This window comes from Saccharibacillus sp. CPCC 101409, from assembly GCF_030518235.1.
Taxonomy (GTDB): Bacteria; Bacillota; Bacilli; order Paenibacillales; family Paenibacillaceae; genus Saccharibacillus.
In genome coordinates this window covers 444,690-468,338 of the sequence record NZ_JAULSA010000003.1, presented here as the reverse complement: position 1 = coordinate 468,338, position 23,649 = coordinate 444,690, and the positions used below count along the sequence as shown (strand labels likewise).

Genomic DNA, 23,649 nt, shown 5'->3' with positions numbered 1-23,649 from the left:
ATGAGCGACAACGGAATGAGCGATAAAATCAAAGCCGGCGTAAACAAAGCCAAAGGCGAAATCAAGGATCAGATCGGCAATGCCAAGAACGATCCGGGTCTGCAGGCCGAAGGCAAAGCGGACAAAGCCAAAGGCGCGGTTCAAGACAAAATCGGCGATTTGAAGGATCGTCATTAAGACGATTCGATAATCTCCATACGTATAACGGACCTGCACACAACAGGAACGCTTTCGAGCCGATCGGAAGCGGCCGGGACCCAGGGTTCCGGTTCGAAGCACGACGAAGGCCGCCCCCGGCACGATACCGGGATGCGGCCTTTTTGATGCGCGCTTTTTTCGTTCTTTGGGCCAAGTTCATATTTGGGTCTAAAAACGGGAAGGGGAGCACCCGCGATGCACCTCGAATGTTGACGCCACGTCAGCATTTGAGCGAACAATTCGAGGATCGAACGAAAATGCTGACTAAATGTGTACATTGGGGCGTGAGAATCGCGAAAAACGACGGTTTGTTCGTAAAATGTAGACGAAAAGTCAGCATTTCCCTGTGCCTGTTCTTTTTCCGTCCGAAATGCGGACGAAAAGTCAGCATTTTCTGCGGAGCTTCAAAAGACTTGCACGGCGGGAGCGTAAAAAGAAGGCGCTTATTCCGCTTATTCCGCTTCCCGCACCTCGAACAGCCGCGCCGTGCGCTCCCGCTCCAGCGTCACGTCGAGCGCGCCCGCTTCCGCGTCCCAGGCGCATGAGCCGCCCGGACGGCCCTGCGGATACAGCAGGCGGCAGTCCGCCGCCTTCCCGGCCATGCCGGGCAGAGGCAGCGCCGCTTCGCTGTCGGCGGCATCCAGCCGCCATACGGCAATATAGCGCTTGCCGCCCCGGCGCAGGCCGAAGCTGACCCAGCCGTCTTCGACTTTCGGCAGCCCCAGCGGCCAAAAAGGCAGAGATTCGCGAATGTCTCCGCGAATCGACTTGTACACGTCCAGCGCCTCGCGCACCAGCTCGCGGCGCGGCGCGCTCAGCTCCGCCAGATGCCCGCTCTGGTGCACCCGCAGCAGCAGCGCGTTCACCATGTTGAACACGACTTCTTCGTCGTCGCCTTCGCGCAGCGGATACGACCAGATCGCCGACTGCTCCGGCGTCAGCGCCGCCGGCGAGCTCGCCGCGATCTGCGCGTACTTCACGTAGTCTTCCTGGTCGCTCGTGGACTGGATGCTGTGCCGGCTGAGCATGGCGTAATCCATGCGCATCCCGCCGCTGGAACAATTTTCGATAACGAGTTCCGGATAGGTCCCGAACACGCGGTCGATCCACGAGAGATACGCCCGGTTGTGCCCGAGCAGCCCTTCGCCCAGGCTGTCCGCGCCCGTCTCCGTGCCGAGCCCCGCGTTGATATTGTAGTCCATTTTGATATAGCCGACGCCGTAATCTTCGACCAGCCGCCGGATCACTTCGTCCGCATGGGCGACGACGGCCGGAGTGCGAAAATCGAGCTGGTAGCGGCTGCGGTCTTTGACCCTTTTGCCGTGCCGCATAAAGAACCAGGAGTCGTCCGTTTGCGCAAGCTTGGGACTGTTGACGCCCATCACTTCGATCTCCAGCCACAGCCCCGGAATCATGCCTTTGCCGCGGATATAGTCGAGCACGTATTTGATGCCTTCCGGAAAACGCTCCTCCGACGGCAGCCACTCTCCGACGCCGTCCCACCATTTGCCGGGCGAGTACCAGCCGCAGTCGATACAGAAATATTCGCAGCCCACGTCCGCGGCGGCGTCGATCAGCGGCAGCAGATTCTCCGTCGTCGGATTGCCCCACAAACAGTTCATATAGTCGTTGAAAATAACGCGCAGCTTCTCGTTGTCCGTATTCGGGCGGCGGATGAGGCGGCGGTAGCGGGTCAGCCCGCCGATCGCTTCCTCGAAGCCTCCGCGCACGAATCCGACCGCCACCGGTACGCTTTCGAACGACTCGCCCGGCCGCAAATTTTTCCACCAGCCGTGGTCGTGCTCCGACGGGCCGCTGACCAGCAGCGACAGATGATCGAACTGGTTCAGCAGCTCCCAGTGCCACGATCCGTTATGCTCGATCTGCCAGAAGACCGTCGCGTTCGCTTCCTCGTTCTCCAGCAGCCCCATCGGCAGATGCTCGGCGGCGGCCCAGGAACCGGTATTGCTTAAAGCGACCCTTTTCGAGCTGCGGTCCGTCATATGCGACAATCCCAGCTCCGGCAAAGTATTGCTGCGCCACTGCACCTCGCTCTGCCAGCCGTTGTGCGCCAGATGCAGCTTCATTTTGTCGTCCTGGTCGCCCGCGCCTTCCTTCGCCAGCCCGTTCAGCGAAAAAGACGACACGTACTCCACGCCCAGATCTTCCGCGCCTTCGTTGACGAGCGTCGTCCAGGCGCGCAGCACCGGAAGACCGTCGTAAAACTGCCAGCGGCACTCCGTTTTCAGCCCCGTTTGCGGATCGTTCATCTCCACGGTAAAGCGCAGGCCGAGATCGTTCCGCTCCATGGCATGCCCGCTGTAGGTCATGCGCAGGCCCGGATACGAAGCCCGGTGGCTGCGTCCGTGATACTCGTCCCGGTCCTCGCCGCTGAGCTGGACTTCCAGCAGACGGAAGCCCTCGCGCTGCTTGTCTGCGATCCGCAAATCGTCGTACGGCAGCACGCCGACGTGCAGCAGCCGCACATCCCCCTTCTCCGTTACCTCCAGCACGACGTTTAAACCGTTTTCGGAAAAAGCGATTCTTTGCCCCCATCCGCTTTGCCGTTCTTCCATTTACCGCGTCCCCCTTCTTCGCTTCACCGGCTTTGCTTTTTGAAAAATCCGGACGAAAGCGTCTGTTCATATCCCGTATTATACCGCAGCCCACCGCTGATGATAACGCTTTATTTTTGATTCCGATCCATGCCAAAAAACGCCCCGCAGCCGCTCGAAGCGAATACGAAGCGCCAGCGTTGACGCAAGCGGCTGAACGCTCAGGCCGGAGGCCGCGTGAAATACGCCTCCACCCGCCGGCTCAGCCAGAACGACAGCGCGAGGAATGCGGCGACGTACAGCAGCTCGTACGGACGCTCCGCGAACCGGCCCAGATCGTGCCCCACGTACGACACGGCCAGCACCATCACCGCTTTGCCGCCCGCCACCGCGAGGAAAAAGGCCAGTTTCGGCATGCGCGCGATCGCGGCGGCCGTGTTGACGATCGCGAACGGGCCGACGGGCAGCATGCTCAGCATAAAGACGAAGCTGACGGCGTTGCGGCGCGCCCAGAGCAGACTTTTCCGGACTTTCGGACGTTCCGCCCAGCGCAGGAAGTACGGCCGCGACGCCACCTTGCGCACGATCAGAAACGTGGTCATGCAGCCCGCCACCAGTCCGATCCACGAATACAGAAAACCGGGCCATAAGCCGTACGCGGCCGCGTTCACGCCCACGATCACGGCGGTCGGCAGCGGCGGTACGAACGATTTGAGAAACGTCAGGAAAATCCCGGGCAGGGGCCCCAGCTCGCGAAAACGTTCGAGCCACTCGTACAGATTCTCCTCCGTTATGTAAGACAGCAGGTTGAGCAAACGGCTTTCGCCCCTTTCTTGGGTCCCGTCCCGCTTCGCTTCCGGCGGCAAGCCGAACGTCTGCTTAAAGCGCGGCATCGGGCGGACGGGGGACGGCATCTTCGCTATTATAGCGGTTAAACGGATTTTTAGGCCGCAAAATTATGGATTTTTCCGTAATGCCGCCGGTTTCGGGCCGCTCTTCGGGTAATAACAGACAGGCGAATACAGAAGCGGAGGTCCTTTTTTGCGGACGAGCCGACATGACGAAACGGAGGCGTTTAAGATGAACGACAAGCGCGATGCGCAGTTTTTTACTTTTGAAGACGACGGCATCATTCCCAATAATCCCAAGCTGCCGGTGATCCTGTATCCCGGCGCGCTGAGCGACCGGGCCGAGTGGACGGAATCGGTGTTCAACAGCCACGGCTGGCGGAACAGCTGGGAGAACGGCGTATTCGATTACCATCATTACCACAGCAACACGCACGAAGTGCTCGGCGTGACGCAGGGCACGATCCTGATCCGGCTGGGCGGGGAAAACGGGCGCTCGTTCGATCTCAAAGCGGGCGACGTGATCGTTCTGCCGGCCGGCACCGGCCACAAGCGCATTACGTCGAGCGGCGACTTCCGCATTGTGGGCGCTTATCCGGACGGGACGGATTACAATACGCGCATCGAAAACGACGGCAAACGCGAACAGGCGATCGAAGAAATCGCGCATGTGCCGCTGCCGCGCACCGATCCCGTGTACGGGGACGAAGGTCCGCTGACGAAGAACTGGCCGAACGTTTAAAAATTGTATAGTTTTATATCGAAATAATTGGCAGGCCCACTCTTTTCCGCTCGGATTTATGGTATGATTTGCATGAAATTGCGGACTATGCCGCAATATGTTGACGCAACCATATTCGACGGACAGGAGCCCGGACGTTCATGAATACCGCTTTTTCCACTTTTATCGTATTATTCGCCATCTCCGGCGTGCTGAGTATTCTGCTGGCCCTGTACGCCGGTTTTCAAAAAACGAGATTCTCCGGCATGCGCTGGTTCGTCTTGATGTCCGCAGCCACGGCGCTGTATACGTTCGGCAGTTCGTTCGAACTGGCCAGCACGTCGCTGCGGGAAATCAAGTTCTGGATCTCGATCGAATACCTCGGGCTTCCCTTTATCTCGGCGCTTAACCTGATCGTGGTCCTCCACTACATCGGCCGCGAGAAGATGCTGGCCTCGCGCAAGACCGTCCTCCTGCTCATCCTTCCCGCAATCACCACTCTGCTCATGCTGACCAACGACCGGCACGGCCTTGTTTATCAAGGGATCCAGCTGCGCGAAGGAACGCCCTGGCCGCTCGCGGATATTACGATGGGCCTCTGGTACGTCGTCAACGGAAGCTATACGCTCGGCTGCGGCCTTGTGGGCATGTGGCTGCTCGCCCGGCATATGCGCCAGACGCTCAATGTATACCGCAAGCAGACGGCGACGATGTTCGTCGGTTTGCTGCTGCCGATCGGCGCTTCGCTGGTGTATGTGCTGAACCTGACTCCTTTCCATATCGATCCCGTGCCGGCCGTGATGAGCCTCACCAATATTCTGTACTGCTGGGCGATCCTGTCCGCGGGCATGCTGACGTCGACCTCCGTGATCCGGGAAAATATCCTGGACAGCATGCGCGACGGCGTGATCGTGATCGATCCGGCCGGACGCATCGCGGATTACAACAAAGCCGCTTCGCAGCTGTTTCCGTTTCTGAACGCGGAGCTGATCGGCGAAAATGCGGCCGCTTCGTTTCCGCGCGAGCGGCTGCACGGACGCGACGCCGATATGTCTTTCCTGGAAGACGACGACCGGCAGATCGAGTGGATGACGGATCTGGGCACGCATTATTACCGCATCCGCTCCACTCCGGTGTACCGGCGCGGCGGAGCGTTCACCGGACGGACCGTCGTCGTGCTGGACGTGACGGAGAACGTGCTGCTGCACCGCAAGCTGGAGCGGCTCGCCACGCACGACGGGCTGACGCAGATCTACAACCGGGCGTACTTTGTGGAACGCTCGGAAGACCTGGTGGAAGAAACGCGCCGCGCGGGCCGGCCGCTCTGCTTCGCCCTGCTGGATATCGACCGCTTCAAGTCGATCAACGACGGCTTCGGCCACGATGTGGGCGACCTGGTGATCCGGCACGTCGTGCACGCCTGCAAGATCTATCTGGGCGACCGCGACGTGTTCGGCCGCTACGGCGGCGAGGAATTCGCGCTGTGCCTGCCGGACCGCACGATCGAAGAAGCTTACGGACTGCTGGAATGCGTCCGCCGCGAACTGGCTTCCGGGCCGCTGATGACGGAGTCCGGCCCGATCGGGGTCACGGCCAGCTTCGGCCTTGTCGAAGCTCGCCCGGGCGAGCCGCTCGGCGCGCTGACCAAGATGGCCGACCAGGCCATGTACCGCGCCAAGCGCAGCGGCCGCAACGCCGTGCGCATCGCCGGCGAGGACGACGGCACGCGGCATGCGACGCGGATCTCCTCGCCGGCCGCGGGCTTCGGCGAGGAGCCGGGCGGCTCGGGTGCCGGGAGCGCGGTGGGCGCTGCCGGGGCCTGAGCGAGGCCGCGCAGCAGGCGCGGCTGGCGCGGCTGGCGCTTGAGCCGGGCCCCGGAGCGGGAGCCCCGGGTATGGCCGGCTCCTGAGCGGGGCCGCGCGCCGGAAGCCCCGGGCATGGCCGGCTCTTGAGCAGGGCCGCGCGCCCTGTGCGGAAAGCCGCCGACTGTCGGACTGCAAAAATCCACTTTAATCCGCCCGACAGCCCGCCAAATACTCGATGAAGTGCAAAAATCCACTCTATTCGTCCGCAAAGCTTCGGAAAGAAGCGTATGACGGAATTAAAGTGGAGGATTGCACTTCTTTGCTTATTCGGCGGCCGGCCGCGATAAATAAAGTGGATTTTTGCATTTGCTTTTCCCGTACTGCCGTGCCGCTTCGCTGCTATGGGGCTTTGTGCGCACCGGCTGCTTGAGGCATACTGTACTTATGCAACAAGTCCAGAGAAAGAAGGCTGAATCCATGAATTTTCCAGAGTATTCGAACTACGACGCCGTCGGATTGGCGGAACTGCTGGCCAAGCGCGAAGTCTCCGCGGCCGAGCTGGCCGAAGCGGCGTTCGCGCGGCTGGACGAAGTCAATCCGTCCCTGAACGCCGTCGTGCGCACGCGCCGCGAAGCCGCGCTGCAAGAAGCGGCGGACATGCCCGCTCCTACCGCCGAGCGGCCGTTTGCCGGCGTGCCGTACCTGCTCAAAGACATCTCGCAGGCGCTGGCCGGCGAGCCGCTGACCTCCGGCTCGGGGCTGCTTCAAGGCAATATCGCCCGGCGCGACTCCAATTACGTCGCCCGCCTGCGGGCCGGCGGACTGATTCCGCTCGGCCACACGAACACGCCGGAGTTCGGCCTCAAGAACATTACCGAGCCGGCGCTGCACGGCCCGGCGCGCAATCCGTGGAATCCGGCGTATTCCCCGGGCGGCTCCAGCGGCGGCGCGGCGGCCGCTATCGCCTCGGGCATCGTGCCCGCCGCCGGCGCGAGCGACGGCGGCGGCTCGATCCGCATCCCGGCGTCGTTCACCGGCCTGTTCGGCCTCAAACCGACGCGCGGACGGACGCCGGTCGGCCCCGGAGTGGGCCGCCAGTGGCAGGGCGCGTCGATCGACTTCGCCCTGTCGCGCACCGTGCGCGACAGCGCCGCGCTGCTGGATCTGCTGCAAATCCTGCAGCCGGAAGCCGCGTTCCAGACGCCCCTCTACCCGGGCGTCTATGCCAGGGACATGCGGACGCCGCACGAGCGTCCGCTGCGGATCGCCTTCACGACCGCTTCGCCGGTCGGCACGCCGGTGTCCGGCGACGCCGCGGCGGCGGTCATGAAGACCGTCCGGTGGCTCGAAGACCGGGGCCACGAAGTCGAAGAGAAGCTCAGCCCCGTCAACGGCGTGCGCCTGATGGAGAACTACTACACGATGAACGCCGGCGAAGTATCCGCCATGTTCATTACGCTGGAGCAGATGCTCGGCCGGCCGATCCGTCCGGACGAAGTGGACATCATCACGTGGGTGTTCGCCGAAGCCGGCAAAAACGTCTCGGCGGCGGAGTTCGTGCACAGCCTGAACGAATGGGACGTCGCCGCCGCCCAGATGGCGGAACTTTCGCTGCGCTGCGATCTGTACGTCACTCCGGCGACGGCTTATCCGGCTCCCCGCGTAGGCGAGCTGACGCACAAGCCCGACGAGATCGCGCCGTGGATGAAAGTCAGCGAACTTTCGGCAGACGAGCAGCGCCGGATGCTGTACGACATTTTCGAGCGCAGCCTGACCTATACGCCGTTCACCCAGCTCGCCAACCTGACCGGCCAGCCCGCGACCAGCCTGCCGCTGCACCTGACGGCGGACGGACTGCCGCTCGGCGTGCAGATGATCGCCGCCAAAGGCCGCGAAGATCTGCTGCTGCGGGTCGCCGGACAGTTGGAGCAGTCCGAGCTGTGGGTCGGGATGCAGGGCAATCCGATGCTGCCTTAGCTTTTAAGCAGAGCGCCAGCCGCTTCCGCCAGCCGAGATCTTCGGCCCGGAAACGGCTTTTCTTTCACTCTCCCGCGGCTTTTCCCGCTTCCAGCCGCCTACCGTACAGGCCGCACTTCGTACATCCGCATCAGCCGGGGCACGCCGCGAAACTCCAGTTTGCCCGAGTAAACGAGCATATTCAGCCGGTGATTGAGAAAACCGTCGCTCAAGTGTTCCTCCGAGTAACCGATCGCCTGCCCGACGACCCGCGCCGCTTTGCGGTATTCGCCGCCGGGACCGCAGACTTCCGCCGCGGTTTCCAGCAGATAACCGTCGTAATAATCCTCCGGCACCGCGACCACGGAGCCGTCCCGATACGTCCGAAGCGTAGCGCCGTCCACCGACAGAGCGGTCCATTCCCGTTCCAACCTGCGGCGCTCTTCGCCGGGCAGCGCGATAGAAATAAGCCCTTCGTCCTCCGCTTCCACCGCTTTCCCGTCGCGTAGCATTCCCGGCTCCTTCAGCCGCGCCGCCTTCTCCCACGTCATCCCGGACGCCGCTTGCCACACCGCGCGCAGATCGTCGGGCATCATTTCACCGCTGTGCAGATGCGTAACCGTAATCCCTTTTCGCCCGATGCGTCCGAGGCTTTGCAGCCGCCCGTAAACGTCGAGCGCGTCCACGATCCGAACCGTGCCCGCAAAATGCCGGAACAAGAACAACACCAGCCGCAGCGCCGTCTGATCCGCCGCCGTTCCAGCCGCCCAGATCACAATCTCCGTATCGGCAGACAGCCGTTCCGGCAGTTCCGCCAGCAGCCGGTAATCGCCGTCCAGCCCGCGCCGCCGTTCTGCATCGCCCAGCCCGGCCGTTTCCTCCAGCCAGCCCAGCCGATCGATCCAACCGCCTTCATGCTTTCCGGACTCTTCGTACTGCCCGTTTTCCTCGTTCCCGCCGCCTTCCCGGCTGTCCAATCCCCGGATCGGCCCGTAGGACAAATTGTCGCCCAGCGCATACACCCGCTCCCGCCCGGACTCGATCTCCGGCTGCAAAGCCTGACGCAGGCCGGCCGCCGCCGAATCGCTCGGCACGATATGGACGCGCTCCAGCGCGTCCGCCGCACTCAACCCCGGTTCCCGCTCAAGCAGCGTCCGGCGGAACGTATTCCAGTCCCCGACTCCGACCCCGGACGCTTCGTTTTCAATCTTCTCGGCTCCGAACGCTTCCGGCCCGAAGCCGTTCCCCGTCTCTGCCTGCAGCGCCTCTTCTCCGCCCAGCAGCTTATCCAATACCGCCCGCAGCTGATCTTCGTTCATCCCCGCCGTCATTTCAAGCAGCCGGCGCTTTCGATCCGGCTCTTCAAGCTTTGTTTTCCGCGCTCCCTCTCCGTTCCCCATCCCTGCATTCCCCATCCTTCCCTGCCCTATTCGTATACGGCTTTTTACTCATTCTAACCGCTGCGCGCAGTCGATTGCATCCGCCCGCGATCCGTTCCGCCCGCGAATCGCGCATCTCCCCCCGATTGCCCCTCCCCCGTTTCGTTTAAGTATCTAACAAGACGGAGAACCGGCCGCCGGCTCTCCGCGCGAGAATGACGGCCATAAGGAGGAGATCCCCATCATCACCATCGGACTGACCAATTTCAGCGACCACGACGAGCTGTACGGCAAGCTCAAGCCCGCAGAGCGGCTGCCCGCTTACAGCGAGGCGTTCAAGATCGTGGAGCTGGACAGCTCGTTTTACGCGATTCAGCCCGTCAAGAATTATGAAAAATGGGTCTCGCAAACGCCGGACGACTTTGGCTTCGTAATTAAAGCTTATCAGGGCATGACCGGACACCTGCGCGGCAAAAAGAACTACTTCGATACGGCCGAAGAAATGTTCGCCGCTTTTCATACCAGCCTGGAACCCGTGATCGACGCCAAAAAGCTGACCATGACCCTGTTCCAGTACCCGCCCTGGTTCGACTGCACCCGCGAGAACGTGGAGAAGCTGCGCGTGACGCGCGAGTTTATGAAAGACGTGCCGTGCGCGCTCGAATTCCGGCACCAGTCGTGGTACTCGCCGCAGTTTCGCGAGAAAACGCTGGACTTTATGCGCAAAGAAGGCTGGGTGCAGACCGTCGTCGACGAACCGCAGGCCGGCAGCGGCTCGATCCCGATCATCGCGCGCGCGACGAGCGACGACGCCACCTACGTCCGGATGCACGGGCGCAACGTCGGCGGCTGGCACAAGAGCAGCGATCCCAACTGGCGCAAGCTGCGCTACCTGTACCGCTACAGCACCGAAGAACTGAGCGAGTGGCGCGATATCCTGCTCGATCTGGACAAGCAGAGCAAGCACGTCTACGTCGTGTTCAACAACAACTCGGCCAAAGACGCCACGCCGAACGCGCTGGAGCTGATGGAACTGCTCGGCCAGCGCGAACCGGACGGGACCTCGTCGGCGGACGGCGGTACCGGCAGGGCCGGCGGCGATGCCCGGTCCGAAGACGGACAAAGCGGCGGCGGTGAAACCGATCCGCCGGACACCCTTTTTCAAGACTGAATCGATACGCATCATAAAAAGCAGCCCGGCTGTCCGATCCACGGATCGCCGAAGCTGCTTTTTTGCAGTCGTTCTTATTCGTTCACGGTCCTGCCTTGCGGCTTACTTAAACCACTTCAACCGTTCTTCCAGCGGCTTGAATTCTTTCTCGCCGGCCGGCGCGGTCGGTTTGCCGAACGGCATCTGCGCTTCGAGCTGCCAGCTGGCCGGGATGTCCCATTCCGCTTTGACTTTCTCGTCGATCAGCGGATTGTAATGCTGGAGCGAAGCGCCGTAACCCTCGCCTTCCAGCAGCGTCCAGATCGCGTACTGGTGCATGCCCGAAGACTGCTGCGACCAGACCGGGAATTTGTCCTGATACAGCTGGAACTGCTCCTGCATGCCGCGGATCACCGATTCGTCCTCGAAGAAAAGCACGGTGCCGTAGCCGGCTTTGAAGCTGTCCATTTTCTCCTGCGTCGAAGCGAAATTGCCTTCCGGCACGATGCCTTTGAGCACTTCGGTCGCGATGTCCCACAGACGGTCGTGCTGCTCGCCGAGCAGGACCACGATGCGCGCGCTTTGCGAGTTGAACGCCGACGGCACATGCAGCAGCGTCTGTTCGATCAATTCGCGGATTTGCTCGTCGGATGCTGTCTGTTCTTTGCTGATTCCGTAAATACTGCGTCTGTTTTTAATCAGTTCCAGTGTTTGTTCGGTCGTCAAAGTGAACGCCTCCTCATTGATGATTGTTCCGCGGACAACCGCGAAAGCAAGCCCACTTTATCATTACCTTTTTTCGGCGCATTCCAAGCATCGCGGGCGAATTTTGACAGTTTGTTCGATTTCTCCGCTTCGGCGTTCGCCTTTTCGAATCCCGCCGCGCCTCCGCGCTTTTTGCGTTGAAACGTTATCGGAATGTTTACTTTTCAAAATCGCCCGCCCATCGTTTAAATCCCCCGTCCTTTTGGGTAACTTGTATTATTCCTGAATAGCTAGCAGTATGGCTAACGAATTTACCGCGTTCGACTTTCCGGATGGCCGCTCGGCCTTATCCTTATTTGCAACTATAAAAGAGGCGCTCCCCGCGGCCTCCTTCCTGCACCTATCGACCCTACTTTCGGCTCCAAAACCGAATAGGCGGCACACTACGCGAATCCAGACTACGAGGAGGCTTTTTTTTGTTATGACCGTAAATCATACGATGATGCAGTTTTTTGAATGGCATGTGGACGCGGACGGGCAGCACTGGAACCGGTTGAAGGAGATGGCCCCCGAGCTGAAAAAGCAGGGCATCGATTCCGTCTGGATTCCGCCCGTCACCAAAGGACAATCCGCGGAAGATACCGGCTACGGCATTTACGACCTGTACGATCTCGGCGAATTCGACCAGAAAGGCACGGTGCGCACCAAATACGGCACCAAAGACGAGCTGAAAAGCGCGATCGCGGCCTGTCACGAGTTCGGCGTAGCCGTGTATGTCGACCTGGTCATGAACCACAAAGCCGGCGCGGACGAAACCGAACGCTTCAAAGTGGTCGAAGTCGATCCGAACAACCGCAACGAAGTCATTTCCGAGGAGCCGTTCGAGATCGAAGGCTGGACCAAGTTCACGTTCCCGGGCCGGGGCGACCAGTATTCCGCGTTCAAATGGGATTCCCGCCACTTCAACGGCACCGACTTCGACAACGCGACCGGCAATAACGGCATCTACCGCCTCGGCGACGAGAACCGCAGCTGGGACGACAAAGTCGACAACGAGTTCGGCAACTACGATTACCTGATGTTCGCGAACCTCGATTACCGAAACGACGAAGTCCGCGAGGAAATGATGGAGTGGGGACGCTGGCTCGTCGACACGCTCCAGTGCAGCGGCTACCGCCTTGACGCGATCAAGCATATCAACCACGACTTTATCCGCGAATTCGCGGGCGAAATGATCCGCAAGCGCGGCGAGGACTTCTATATCGTCGGCGAATTCTGGAACAACGACCTGAACGCCTGCCGCGAATTCCTCGATACCGTCGATTACCGGATCGATCTGTTCGACGTATCGCTGCACTATAAGCTGCACGAAGCTTCGCAGTCCGGCAGCGCGTTCGACCTGACGAAGATCTTCGACGACACGCTGGTGCAGACGCACCCGACAAACGCGGTTACATTCGTGGACAACCACGATTCCCAGCCGGGCGAGTCGCTGGAATCCTGGATCGACGACTGGTTCAAGCAGAGCGCGTACGCGCTGATCCTGCTGCGCCGCGACGGCTATCCGTGCGTGTTCTACGGCGATTACTTCGGCATCGGCGGCGAGAATCCGATCGACGGCAAAAAGCAGGCGATCGACCCGCTGCTGTACGCCCGCTGCCAGAAAGCGTACGGCGAGCAGGAAGACTACTTCGACCATCCGAACACGATCGGCTGGGTGCGCCGCGGCGCCGAAGAAGTGATCGGCTCCGGCTGCGCGGTCGTGATTTCGAACGGCGACGAAGGCGGGAAGCGCATGTGCGTAGGACCGGAACGCGCCGGCGAAGAGTGGATCGACCTGACCAACACGCGCGAAGACAAGATCGTGATCGAAGAAGACGGCTTCGCCACTTTCCCGGTCAACGGCGGCAGCGTGTCCGTGTGGGCCCTGCCGGAAGAAGACGGCACGATGGACTGCGCGGCGGACAGCCCGACGGACGGGGAGTAAAGCTCGGCGAAGGCGAGACGAGGCGGATCGGAGCCGCGCGGCTGCTCGAGCGGGGCGAAACGGCAAAACGGAGGAACGCGGATTGCGGGACGCTGCAAAAACAGCCAAAGCGCGGCGGAACGCGGATTGCGGCCGCCCAGGCTCAGCCGGGCAGCGGCGCTTGGACGTTCCGAACGGCGCGGTTGCGCCTGGAAAACAGGTTGTTTCCCGTCTGAGCATCCTGTCGCTCCGTTAGCACACAGTCGGTATCGTTCTCCATCCCGATCGGCAGACCCGATGCTGCATGTACCCGTGCCGCACCCCAAATTCCCAGATAAAAAAAACCGTGAACGCCGCGCGCATCGAGACGCGCCGCGGCCGTTCACGGTTTTTTGCCGTTTTTCCGCTCGGCTTCGTCCTGCTTGTCCCTGCCTTATCCGCCCATGCGCCGCGATGCTTCGCGGATCAGCCCCGTCAGCAAATACGCGGCCGTTCCCCAGATAAACAGCGCCGACGCTTTGTTGAACAGCGTCATGACGCGGTCCGCTCCGCGCAGGCGGCGCAGCGCCGATCCGGCGGCGGCCAGCCCGGCGAACCACAGCCAGGACACCGCGACGCAGGCGGCGGCGAACCGCAGCTGCGCGGCGCCGGAATAGGCCAGCGCGCTCGTGCCGATCACGCCGACGGTATCCAGCAGCGCGTGCGGATTCAGCAGCGAGACCGACAGCGCGAACAGAATTTGCCTGCGGGCCGCCAACGGCCGCGCTTCGGCGCCGTCCGCGGCCGCCGGCTTCGCGCGCCAGAGCGACAGGCCCATATAGAGCAGGAACAGCACGCCGGCCAGCAGCAGCGCCAGGCGCAGCCCGTCGAACTTCAGTACGACGGCCGATACGCCGAATACCGCCAGCAGGATCAGCAGCGTGTCGCACAGCGCCGCGGCCAGCACGGCCGGCAGCGCCCGGAGCAGCGAAGGCTGCGCCGCTCCCTGCGAGAATACGAATACGTTCTGCACGCCGAGCGGCAGAATCAGCCCGAAGGCCAGGATCAGTCCGTGCAGCACGGCTTCCATTGGATCGACTCCTTTTTGCGTACGGCTTGGCCGGTTACGGTTTTCATTTGCCCTGCTTCCATGTTACGATGCCGGGAGCAAAAGAAAACGGCCAATTGGACGGTTTTTCGCCCATCCAATTCTTCGATACGGCCTGCCGCGCCCATTTCGCACAGGGTGCCGTTCCGCCGAATCCGATCCTATTCGCAAAGGAGCGTGTCCGCCATGGACTGGAAACCTTCTCCCCATCCCCACCTGCCTTTGCAGCGCCAGATTGCAAGCTGGATCGCCGAGCGCGTCGAGACCGGCGATTGGGCGGCGGGCACCCGTCTGCCCGCCCAGCGGGAGCTGGCCGCGCGCTGGGGCGTCAACCGCAGCACGGTGCAGGCCGCGCTGGACGAATTGAAAGCGGACGGGCTGCTCGAAGCCCGCCGGGGTTCCGGCGTCTACGTCTCGGGCGGCGCCTGGAATTCGCTGCTCAAGAGAGCGCAGCCCAACTGGCAGCGGCATATCCGCGCCGGCGTGCACCGGCCGAACCGGCACACGATCCGGCTGATCAACGACAGCGAGCCGGACCCGTCGTTTATCCGGCTGGGCACCGGCGAGCTGTCGCCGGACCTGCTGCCGGCCGCGGCGATCGAAGACTCGCTGCGCGAGATCAAGATCGATCCGCAGGAGATCGGCTATTCTTCGCCGCTCGGCAGCCTGCGGCTGCGGCGCGCGCTGTGCGCCTATCTGGCGGAACGCGGCGTGCAGGCCGCGCCGGACAATATCTGCATCGTGTCCGGCGCGCTCCAGGCGCTTCAGCTGATTGCCGTCGGGCTGCTGGAAGAAGGCTCGGCCGTGTTCCACGAGCCGGCCACTTATTTGAATTCCGTGCATCCGTTTCAGTCCGTCGGCATGCGATTGTTCCCCGCGGAACTCGGGACGGGGCTGGAGGAGCGGCTTGCGCGCATCGCACGCCGACGCCAGTCGCTGCTTTACGCCATTCCGGCGCTGAACAACCCGACCGGACGCTGCTGGACGCAGGCGGAACGCGACCGCGTCTACGCCGCCTGTACCAAGCTGCGGATTCCGATCGTCGAAGACGACGTCTACCGCGACCTGACCTTCGATCCGCCGCCGCCTTCCATGAAGTCGGCGGATACGTCCGGCCAGGTATTGTACCTGGGCAGCCTGTCCAAGACGCTCAGCCCGGGGCTGCGCATCGGCTGGATCGTCGCGCCTTCGCCGGTCGCCGCCCGGCTGGCGGACGTCAAGATGCAGACGGATTACGGCTCCAGCGCCTTTTCCCAAGCCATCGCCGCGCACTGGCTGGAAACCGGCCTGTACGAGCGCCATCTGGAGTCGCTGCGCGGCGAGCTTCGGGCAAGAGCCGACTTCGCGCAGGAAGAACTGCGCCGCCTGGGATTCGACGAACTGGCGCAGTGGACGCCGCCGGAAGGCGGCTTCTATATCTGGCTGCGATTCCGCCGCCCGATCGTGGACAAACCTTTCTTCCTGCGTCTGCTGGAGCGCCGGATCTTGATCAATCCGGGCTATATCTACGATCCCGGCGATCTGCATCATATCCGCTTATCGTACGCTTATGCGTCGCGCGCGGAGACGATCGCGGGGCTGACCGCCCTGCGGGAAGAAGCGCTGCGGGCCGAGGCGGAGGCCAAGACCGGCGCCGAGGCCGCGGACGATTGAGCCGGTCCGACTTCACAATTGCGAAGCCGGGCAGCCGGGCATTCTTTTTACGCCCCCATCGTGCAGGTCCTTTGAAGCTCCGCGGAAAATGTGTACATTTAGTCCGCATTTCGGGCTGAAAAAGAAACGGTACGGAAAAATGCTGACTTTTAGTCCGCATTTTACGAACGAATCGTCGTTTTTTGCGATTTTCACGCCCTAATGCGCACATTTAGTCAGCATTTTCGTTCGATCCTCGAATTTATCGCTCAAATGCTGACTTGGCGTCAACATCTGTTGAGCCTCCCCGGTGCTCCCCTTCAGCCTTGAGCGGCGGCGGCGCCTTCCGATCTCGCCGCCGGATCGACGAGCCGTCTCGTTTGTACACCTAATATGCACTTGACCAAATCGGCCAGCGCTTCTTCGATAATAGCGGTATTTGCGGAGCTGCTTTGTTGTTTACACTCATTTCGCGGAGAAAAGCAGACTGCTCGGCGCACGAAAAAGGCTTCGGAACATAGTTCCGAAGCCTTTTTCCGCCCGCTCCCCGGTCCAATTCAAACCCAGCGGACCGCGTCTTCTTTGGTTCGTCTCGTCTGCGGGCGAAGCTCTTTATGCGGGTTCCGGTAGCCGAACGCGGCCATCACGCTGACGCCGTAAGCGCCGCCTTCCAGCAGGCCGGCTTCGTCCAGCACGGCGTCCAGCTTGACCCGGTCGAAGCCTTCGATCGGGCAGGAGTCGATGCCGATCTGCGCGGCGGCCGTCATCATATTGCCGAGCGCGATATATGTCTGCTTCGATGCCCAGTCGAACAGGCTGCGCTCGTCGCGCAGGTCGAAGTCGGATTCCTGGAAACTTTTATAGATGCTGGACGTCATCCGTTCGACCAGCTCTTCCGGGTAGCCTTTGACCTTGAGCATATGCTCGGCCAAATGCGGGGAATCGTAGCGTACGTCGCGGCGGGCCAGAATCACGACGAAGTGGCTGGCTGTCGGAGCCTGCCCCTGCGCCCCCCAGGAAACTTCGCGGATCTTCTCGCGCAGTTCCGGGCTTTGCACGACGACGAATTTCCACGGCTCAAGACCGATCGAACTCGGCGACAGCCGGCCCGTTTCCAGAATAAAATCAAATTCCTCGGCCGGAATCTTCCGGTCGGGATCGAAAGATTTGGCTGCGTGTCTGAAGCGGTATGCGTCCAGGATTTGTTGTCTTGTCGTTTCGCTGCTCATCGGGTAAATGTCATCCTCTCAAAGTTGCGCGCAGCGGTCGATGCGCACGGCGATTGATAAACCGATAACCGAACCGGTTACTTTTAATTACCGATTAATTTTACCGCTTTATCCAACCCCGGTCAATCGCTCTTCCGATAAACGATCCGGCCTTTGAGACTTTCCGCCGCATTCATCAATTCCGCCCGGCCGGCATCCCGCAGCCGCTCGATTCCGCCGGTCCGCGGCGTATACCGGTACAGGCCGAAGCGATCCGACGGATTCTCGCCGATCCAATCCAGGAAATCGCCGTTTTTGCTCCAGACCAGAATCGCAACGGAGTAAAAGTCGCCGGCAGCGATTCCGCTCAATTCTTTCGTCTGCGGATCGTACAGCGCAAACCGGTTCTCGGCCGCGTCCCCGAATGTCAGCGCGAGCGTATGGCCTTCGGGCGACCAGGCCGAAGTATGCGCGCTGCCGGCGCCTCCGCCCCATTTTTCCAGCACCCCGCTCATCTTCTCGTAGGTTCCGGCCGCCAGGTCCAGGATCAGCAGTTGATTCCGAGGATTGAGCGGTCCGGCTTCGCTGCCGATCAGAGCCAGATACCGGCCGTCCGCGGAAAAAGATACCTGTACCAGCGAATCCAGCTCGTTCTTCAACGCGACCGGCTCCGGCAGCGCTCCGCCCTCGACCGTAATCGCGCCGACTTTCGCCGCTTCCAGCGGTACGCCTTCCCCGGCCGGCTCTCCGTAATATTGCTCCACTTCGGCCTTCACCTTGTATGCGCCGCTTTGCCAGGTCATACGGTCCGGCAGCACGGTTTGGACGATCGACCTGCCGCCCAGATCGTACGCGGACATATCGATGGGGCCCGAATCGGGCCCGATAAGGTCTTCGGCGCCCTCGCCGTCGCTTTGGACCGCCGCATCTCCCGGCGCTTTCCCGTTCGTCGCCTGCGCGCTGCCCGGCCCGGACGGCGAGCTTTCTTCCGCAGCCTGCGACTGCCGGACGTTCCCGTTCCCCGGAGCCGATGCCGTCTGCTCCGGCGAACCGCAGCCGGCCGGCAGCGCAAGCGCCGCGGCCCCCGTCAGCAGCACGGCAAATATCCGCGACAGACCGGCTTTACCGCTGCCGCTCTGCCTTTTCGGCCTGCTCATCATAAGATCTTCCCCGTTTCGTAATCGTTCAACGCATCGCGAATCGCCTTGTCGTAACCAAACGGATTCTCGCTGTCTCCGCCGGTCCAGTACACGACGACGAAGTTCGCCCCGATAAACAAATGCGGGGAAATGCCGGATTCGTTCGTGCCGGCTCCGGCGTTCAAAGTCCCGTTCAGGTTCTCCAGACCGGCCTGCGCGTCTTCCCGGCTGGCGAAGCGGAAGAACGTCAGCCGCTCGGGCCGCGCGCCGCCGGCTTTCTTGAGGTCGATCAGCCGTTCGCGCGGCTCGACTCCGTTCACCGGCCGGTCGTACACCGGAGTATCCGATTCGGACAGATCCGACAGAACGAGCCCGTCCGCGCGAAGCCGTTCATAGAGTTCTTTGATGTCGTAAATCATCTCTTCCGGCTTCAGGGCCTGCGCCTTCGCCTCCAGAGCGCCGTCGTTGTCTTCGAAGAACCGGAGGATGGTATCTGCGGCGGTACTGTTTGCCGTGCCGGCAAGCGACATTTCCAGCTTGCGAAACAGATTTCCCTGTCCGGTCATCGAATAATAAGCCGCGCCGCCCGCGACCGCCCCTTCTCCCTGGCGTGTCCACTCATAACGGGAAAAACCCTTTTCTTCCGCCTCGTTGGAGTACAGCACGCGCAGATTCGTCCCTTCGCGGGTGTCCGGCTCGTAACCCTGCTGCCCGGCCCATTCCGCGCGGTCCGGGAAATACGTTCCGATACCCGAAATTGCAGGGCCGTTAAAGGAGACGTCGTATTCCAACTGCTCGACGGGATTGTCCGGGTCGGCAAATATTGAGCTGAACGACCCGTTCGCTCCGGCGACGGCGCTGACGAGCGTCCACGTTCTCGGCACCAGCAGCAGATAACCCTGCCCGTCGTCCGGGTGATAGACCAGCACCGATTTGAGCTGCGCGGCTTCTTCCTCGGTCAGCGCAAACGTCATCTTCGGCAGCGACGGCGCGGTTTCCGTGCGCGGGTAGCCGACCGACATTCTCGCCTGAACGGTCTCCAATGGAACGGAAACCGCTCCCGTGCCGACCGATCCGTCTTCTTTCTTGTGCGGAAAAGCCAGCCATACCGACTGCCTCGGCGTATCCGGCGCCGACACGGCCGGCTTCTGCCGCAGCGAAGACAGCGCTCCGCTGCTTTCCAGCGCGATCACGCCCGCCAGCAGCGCCGCTCCCAGCGTCAGCACGCCCGCGCGGCGTCCGAACGTCGACACGCGGCTCGGCCCGGCTTTGAGCTGTTCTTCCACCCGGCGCATCATCTGCGGCGTAAACGAATTATTGCGAAAAGGTTTTGGCTTCAGCTCTTTTTCCCAGTCGATATCTTTTTTCGTCATGCTTCGCTCCGCTCCTCTCCCCATAATTCGGCCGCTTTGCGGCGCGCGCGCTGCAATCTCGACTTGGCCGCCGATACCGTAATGCCAAGCGCTTCCGCCAGCTCTTCCATCGACATTTCGTAATGCGCCCGCAGCATCAGAATCTCCCTGTATTTGACCGGCAGTTCCAGCACCGTCCGCCAGACTTCGCTCGTCAGCTCGGCGCGCAGAAATTCTTCTTCCGCCGAATCGGACGCGTTCGTTTCCGGCAGTCGGTCGGTCAGCGTAACCCGGCGGACGAACGCCAGACGCCGGTACGAATACCAGCGGTTGCGCGCGATTCGCAGCAGCCACGTTTTGACGGCCGCTTCTCCCCGGTACGAATGCAGATGGCGATAGGCCCGGATAAACGTTTCCTGAGCCAGGTCGTCCGCCAGTTCCCGGCTGCGCGTCAGCATGTATAAGTAATTCCATACGTCCTCCCCGTATTGTTCCATGACCGGTACAAAAGCTTCCGCGCTCATGGCCACGACGTCTTTCAGTTCATGCGCCATACCGCCCCTCCTTCTCTTCTCTATCCACAATGACCCCGTCAGCGGAAGAAAAGTTGCTGGTCCCGGAAAAAGAAAAGAACCCGGACGGCGGGATTGGGCCGCGTCGGGTTCTTTTCCAAGGGGTGGAGCTGCATAAGACCGCTTCGTTCAGAGCCGCCGGGACCGGGGGATCGCCGGCGGGAAGGGGTGACGCCGGGCGGTTTACGCCCGGATGTCGAGCAGGCTGCCGACCGGTCCGGCCGAAGCCGAAGCCGTATTTTGCAGCAGGGCTTTGCTTCCGCCGGACGCCTGATCGGCGGCCGAGCCGTCCGCCTTCGCGCCGCCGGCGGGAGCCGCGGCCTCGGACGATTGGGAAGATTGAGTCTTCTGCGCGTTCAGCTGGGCGATCTGGCGTTCGAGCTGCTGAATCTGCTGCTGAATCTCTTTGGTTTTTTCCGCTTTTTCTTCTTTGCTGTCCGAGCTCTGCTTAGCCTTGGTCAGTTCCGATTCCAGCGTTGTTTTCTGCTTCTCCAGCTGCGCAAGCTGCTGCGACGCGCTTGAAGAAGCGGAGTAGCCGGAGTAGCCGGAAGAGACGCCTGCGGCGGATACGGATGAGATCGCCATGTTGAACCCTGCTTTCTATACGGAAATTGGAGGACCGGACTGGGATCGGTCCGCCTGCTGCCTCGTATTATAAAGCGGCTGTATGAATTCCGTATGAACGAAAGAGCGAACTCCGAAATTCCGTCAAAAAAGTCCGTCCCCAGGACCGGGGACGGACTTCGCATTCTTTTCTTCAAAAGCGTAATCCCTGCGCCGGAGCAGTCCGGCTTCCGCCGCCGCTCAATCAAACGCTGACGTCGAAATTGCGGCCGAGCTTCGCGGCCTGCGCGGGCGGCTTGTGGCTTTCCCACGGCTGAACGGCGCCCGCAGTCGGCGGAGCCGCGTACAGCGAACCGGGCGCGTCGAACGAAGCGAAAGCCGCCCGGGCGAGCTCGCCGCCTTTGCGCATCAGCTCGGAATGCGCGGCGGAAGAAGTTCCTTCGCGGGTTTGCGGTTCTTCCGGTTCCTCGGGCAGCGAGAATTCCGGCTGTTCCCGGTGTTCGGAGCCTTCATGCTCCTGACGGCCCTGAACGGTGAATTCGGGACGTTCGCCGTTGGCGGCGTCCAGCAGGGCGATATGGCGTTCCAGCAATGCAATATGACGCCGCAGGCGCATGGCGCGCTGTTCGCGGTCGGCTACCGATTCCGGCATCTGAAGCACGCGCGACAATTCGACTTCCAGGCTGGTCTTGCGATTCTCCAGGGGCGCTTTGCCTTGACGGCTCGGCGTATAGCTGCCGTTCATAGCGGGCAGCTTGCTGAGCGAAGATATTGGAGAGAAGCTCATGATGTCATCCGCCTTTCCTGATGAAAGTTTGAAATCGTCCGGGCATTCGCAGGTCGAGTCTGGATTCTTAAAAGCAGCAGCAACGGCTACTATGTATGGGCAACGGAAGTCCGTTAATGGGCTGAATCCGAAAATCGGCACAGGGCATGCCGATTCCGTATTCATTACCCCCTTTTTCTCATTTGTAACAGCCGAATGCAAAAAAACTTGCAGAAACCGGTAATTCGGTCGCTGCAAGCTTATCGATTTGCTAATTCTTTAATTTAGGACGTGCACGTAAATTCGGCGACGCGATTACGGCAAAGCACGCCGGTCGCCGTCAACCTGCCCGCGCACCGCTTCCGCCGTCGCGCGGACGATCAGGCGCAGCCCGTCCAGCAGCGTTTCCTGCGGCAGCGACGGCAGCGACGGCTTCAGGGCCGCCAGCTTGGTCGAAGCCGGAAAGTGCACGAAGCCGGCGAGCGTGTCCGCGCCGCTCCGGCGCAGTTCGTCCAGCAGCGCGTACATCGTATTGTTGCAGATATACGCGCCGGCGGTGTTGGACAGGGCCGCCGGAATTCCGGCGGCGCGCAGCTCCTCCACGATGCGGCGAACCGGCAGCGTCGCGAACAGCCCGTCCGGTCCGCCGGCGCGGATCGGTTCGTCCCGCGGGCTGCAGCCGCCGTTGTCGGCGTAACTTTCGGTGTCTTTGACATTGATCGCGATCCGCTCCGGCGTGATCGCCGTGCGTCCCGCGGCCAGGCCGCAGGCGATGACGGCGTCGGGGCGCAGCCGATTCACTTCGGCGAGCAATTCCGCCGCGCAGTCGTCGTAACGCACCGGCAGCAGCAGCGTATGCAGCTCGACGCCGTCGAACGATTCTCCGGCGATCCGCTCCGTCAGTTCCTGCGTCGGATTGATCGGCGAATCGCCGAACGGCTCGAAGCCGGAAATCAGAATTTTCATGGATAGACCTCCGTCTTTTTTGCCTATTGTATCATTTTTGCGCGCGGAGTCAGATCTCGCCCCGGACATGCGGCTTGACGCGGTCGCGATAGAAGTCGGCCAGCCGGCCGATTTCTTCCTCGCTGTAACCCGGCGCCTGCGCCGCGCCCAGATTGTCTTCGACCTGGCGCGTATTTTTGAAACCCGGAATAATCGTGCTCACGCCCGGCTGATCCAGAATCCAGCGCATCGACGCCCGGGCCATATCGCCCCGTCCTTCCGCGATCCATTTCAGCCCGTCCGCCAGCTCCACCCCTTTTTCAAACGGCAGGCCCGCAAACGTCTCGCCCACATTGAACTGCTCGCCGTTGGCGTTGAAGTTCCGGTGATCGTTCGCGGCGAACGTGCTTGCTTGGGTAAACTTGCCGGTCAGCAGCCCGCTCGCCAGCGGCAGCCGGACAAGAATGCCCACGCCTTTTTCCGCGGCCTGCGGCAGCAGTTCCTCCGTCGGCGTCTGCCGCAGCAGGTTGAAAATGATTTGAAGCGCGCTTACGCCCGGCACGTTCAGACAAAGAAGTCCCTGCTCCACCGTTTCCACGCTGACGCCGTAATGCCGGATCTTGCCTTCTTTCTTGAGCTTGTCCAGCACGCCGAAGACGGCCCCGTCCCGCAAAATGCCGGTCGGCGGGCAGTGAATCTGGTACAGATCGATCCGCTCGCGGCCGAGCCGCTTGAGGCTGTCTTCGCAGTAGTGTCGCACCGCTTCCTCCGAATAGTTGGCCGGATCGCCGATATCGCCCGCCCGGCAGAATTTGGTCGCGATATGGATTTCGTCTTCGCGCCCTTTCGTCGCTTCGGCCAGCAGGTTCTCCGCATGTCCGCCTCCGTACACGTCCGCCGTATCGAAAAAATTCACGCCTTCGTCCATCGCGCGGCGCAGTCCTTCAAGAGCGTCTTCGTCGCTGGAGCCGCCCCAGTCCCCGCCGATCGCCCATGTGCCGAAGCCGATCTCGCTGACCCGCAGATCACTTTTGCCAAGCTGTCTGTACTTCATGCTCGCGCCTCCCGTCAATCTGTTTCTTCATTTCAATGTACGTAAAA

20 protein-coding genes are annotated in these 23,649 nt (G+C 61.6%); 7 read left to right on the top strand and 13 right to left on the bottom strand.

Going from position 1 to position 23,649, the window contains the following annotated elements; translation table 11 throughout:
- The gene (locus QWJ34_RS09920) at positions 1 to 177 is read left to right on the top strand and encodes a CsbD family protein (protein ID WP_302727396.1); all 177 of its coding nucleotides are present in this window, start codon (positions 1 to 3) and stop codon (positions 175 to 177) included.
- Positions 178 to 650: 473 nt separating this feature from the next.
- Here QWJ34_RS09920 and QWJ34_RS09915 read toward each other — a convergent pair whose 3' ends face one another.
- Both QWJ34_RS09915 and QWJ34_RS09910 read right to left on the bottom strand, forming a co-directional pair.
- On the bottom strand, positions 651 to 2,774 hold the full coding sequence (locus tag QWJ34_RS09915) for a glycoside hydrolase family 36 protein (RefSeq protein WP_302727395.1): 2,124 nt from the start codon (positions 2,772 to 2,774) through the stop codon (positions 651 to 653).
- Between the two features lie 200 nt (positions 2,775 to 2,974).
- The gene (locus tag QWJ34_RS09910) at positions 2,975 to 3,568 is read right to left on the bottom strand and encodes a TVP38/TMEM64 family protein (RefSeq protein WP_302727393.1); all 594 of its coding nucleotides are present in this window, start codon (positions 3,566 to 3,568) and stop codon (positions 2,975 to 2,977) included.
- 265 nt (positions 3,569 to 3,833) lie between these two features.
- Here QWJ34_RS09910 and QWJ34_RS09905 point away from each other — a divergent pair, with 265 nt between their 5' ends.
- The 3 genes from QWJ34_RS09905 to QWJ34_RS09895 all read left to right on the top strand — a co-directional run bounded on the left by QWJ34_RS09905 (position 3,834) and on the right by QWJ34_RS09895 (position 8,104).
- Positions 3,834 to 4,343, top strand: a complete 510-nt coding sequence (locus tag QWJ34_RS09905; protein ID WP_302727391.1) for a cupin domain-containing protein — start codon at positions 3,834 to 3,836, stop codon at positions 4,341 to 4,343.
- Between the two features lie 140 nt (positions 4,344 to 4,483).
- Entirely contained in the window at positions 4,484 to 6,145 is a 1,662-nt protein-coding gene (locus tag QWJ34_RS09900) for a histidine kinase N-terminal 7TM domain-containing diguanylate cyclase (protein WP_302727389.1), read from the top strand.
- A gap of 459 nt (positions 6,146 to 6,604) precedes the next feature.
- On the top strand, positions 6,605 to 8,104 hold the full coding sequence (locus QWJ34_RS09895; RefSeq protein ID WP_302727387.1) for an amidase: 1,500 nt from the start codon (positions 6,605 to 6,607) through the stop codon (positions 8,102 to 8,104).
- A gap of 98 nt (positions 8,105 to 8,202) precedes the next feature.
- On the opposite strand, the gene QWJ34_RS09890 is transcribed toward QWJ34_RS09895, so the two are convergent.
- Positions 8,203 to 9,483, bottom strand: coding sequence for a DUF1835 domain-containing protein (locus QWJ34_RS09890; RefSeq protein WP_302727385.1), 1,281 nt, complete (start codon positions 9,481 to 9,483; stop codon positions 8,203 to 8,205).
- Positions 9,484 to 9,703: 220 nt separating this feature from the next.
- Here QWJ34_RS09890 and QWJ34_RS09885 point away from each other — a divergent pair, with 220 nt between their 5' ends.
- Complete coding sequence (locus QWJ34_RS09885) at positions 9,704 to 10,633, top strand: DUF72 domain-containing protein (protein ID WP_302727505.1); 930 nt, start codon at positions 9,704 to 9,706, stop codon at positions 10,631 to 10,633.
- 102 nt (positions 10,634 to 10,735) lie between these two features.
- Here QWJ34_RS09885 and QWJ34_RS09880 read toward each other — a convergent pair whose 3' ends face one another.
- The gene (locus tag QWJ34_RS09880) at positions 10,736 to 11,338 is read right to left on the bottom strand and encodes a nitroreductase family protein (RefSeq protein WP_302727383.1); all 603 of its coding nucleotides are present in this window, start codon (positions 11,336 to 11,338) and stop codon (positions 10,736 to 10,738) included.
- Between the two features lie 460 nt (positions 11,339 to 11,798).
- Between QWJ34_RS09880 and QWJ34_RS09875 the strand changes: the two genes are divergently transcribed.
- Positions 11,799 to 13,304 carry an alpha-amylase gene (locus QWJ34_RS09875; RefSeq protein ID WP_302727381.1) on the top strand — a complete coding sequence of 502 codons (1,506 nt, stop codon included), beginning with the start codon at positions 11,799 to 11,801 and terminating at the stop codon, positions 13,302 to 13,304.
- A gap of 412 nt (positions 13,305 to 13,716) precedes the next feature.
- Here QWJ34_RS09875 and QWJ34_RS09870 read toward each other — a convergent pair whose 3' ends face one another.
- On the bottom strand, positions 13,717 to 14,352 hold the full coding sequence (locus QWJ34_RS09870; protein ID WP_302727379.1) for a LysE/ArgO family amino acid transporter: 636 nt from the start codon (positions 14,350 to 14,352) through the stop codon (positions 13,717 to 13,719).
- 204 nt (positions 14,353 to 14,556) lie between these two features.
- Between QWJ34_RS09870 and QWJ34_RS09865 the strand changes: the two genes are divergently transcribed.
- Positions 14,557 to 16,023 (top strand): aminotransferase-like domain-containing protein, encoded by a 1,467-nt coding sequence (locus tag QWJ34_RS09865; protein ID WP_302727377.1) that lies wholly within the window; start codon positions 14,557 to 14,559, stop codon positions 16,021 to 16,023.
- Positions 16,024 to 16,559: 536 nt separating this feature from the next.
- Here the strand turns inward: QWJ34_RS09865 and QWJ34_RS09860 are convergent.
- From QWJ34_RS09860 to QWJ34_RS09825, 8 genes are all read right to left on the bottom strand, one after another.
- Entirely contained in the window at positions 16,560 to 17,231 is a 672-nt protein-coding gene (locus QWJ34_RS09860) for an NAD(P)H-dependent oxidoreductase (RefSeq protein ID WP_302727375.1), read from the bottom strand.
- A 122-nt stretch (positions 17,232 to 17,353) separates the two neighbouring features.
- Entirely contained in the window at positions 17,354 to 18,367 is a 1,014-nt protein-coding gene (locus tag QWJ34_RS09855; RefSeq protein WP_302727373.1) for a WD40 repeat domain-containing protein, read from the bottom strand.
- Positions 18,367 to 19,722 carry a DUF4850 domain-containing protein gene (locus QWJ34_RS09850; protein WP_302727371.1) on the bottom strand — a complete coding sequence of 452 codons (1,356 nt, stop codon included), beginning with the start codon at positions 19,720 to 19,722 and terminating at the stop codon, positions 18,367 to 18,369. The genes QWJ34_RS09855 and QWJ34_RS09850 overlap by 1 nt, the downstream gene beginning before the upstream one ends.
- Positions 19,719 to 20,255 (bottom strand): RNA polymerase sigma factor, encoded by a 537-nt coding sequence (locus tag QWJ34_RS09845; protein ID WP_302727369.1) that lies wholly within the window; start codon positions 20,253 to 20,255, stop codon positions 19,719 to 19,721. Before QWJ34_RS09845 ends, QWJ34_RS09850 begins: the two co-directional genes overlap by 4 nt.
- A gap of 201 nt (positions 20,256 to 20,456) precedes the next feature.
- Complete coding sequence (locus QWJ34_RS09840; RefSeq protein ID WP_302727367.1) at positions 20,457 to 20,858, bottom strand: FlxA-like family protein; 402 nt, start codon at positions 20,856 to 20,858, stop codon at positions 20,457 to 20,459.
- A gap of 223 nt (positions 20,859 to 21,081) precedes the next feature.
- A complete protein-coding gene (locus QWJ34_RS09835; protein ID WP_302727365.1) occupies positions 21,082 to 21,624 on the bottom strand; it encodes a hypothetical protein in 543 nt (180 codons plus the stop codon).
- A 294-nt stretch (positions 21,625 to 21,918) separates the two neighbouring features.
- Positions 21,919 to 22,569, bottom strand: coding sequence for a pyroglutamyl-peptidase I (locus tag QWJ34_RS09830; RefSeq protein WP_302727363.1), 651 nt, complete (start codon positions 22,567 to 22,569; stop codon positions 21,919 to 21,921).
- Positions 22,570 to 22,618: 49 nt separating this feature from the next.
- Positions 22,619 to 23,602 carry an aldo/keto reductase gene (locus QWJ34_RS09825; protein WP_302727361.1) on the bottom strand — a complete coding sequence of 328 codons (984 nt, stop codon included), beginning with the start codon at positions 23,600 to 23,602 and terminating at the stop codon, positions 22,619 to 22,621.
- Positions 23,603 to 23,649: the final 47 nt, after the last annotated feature.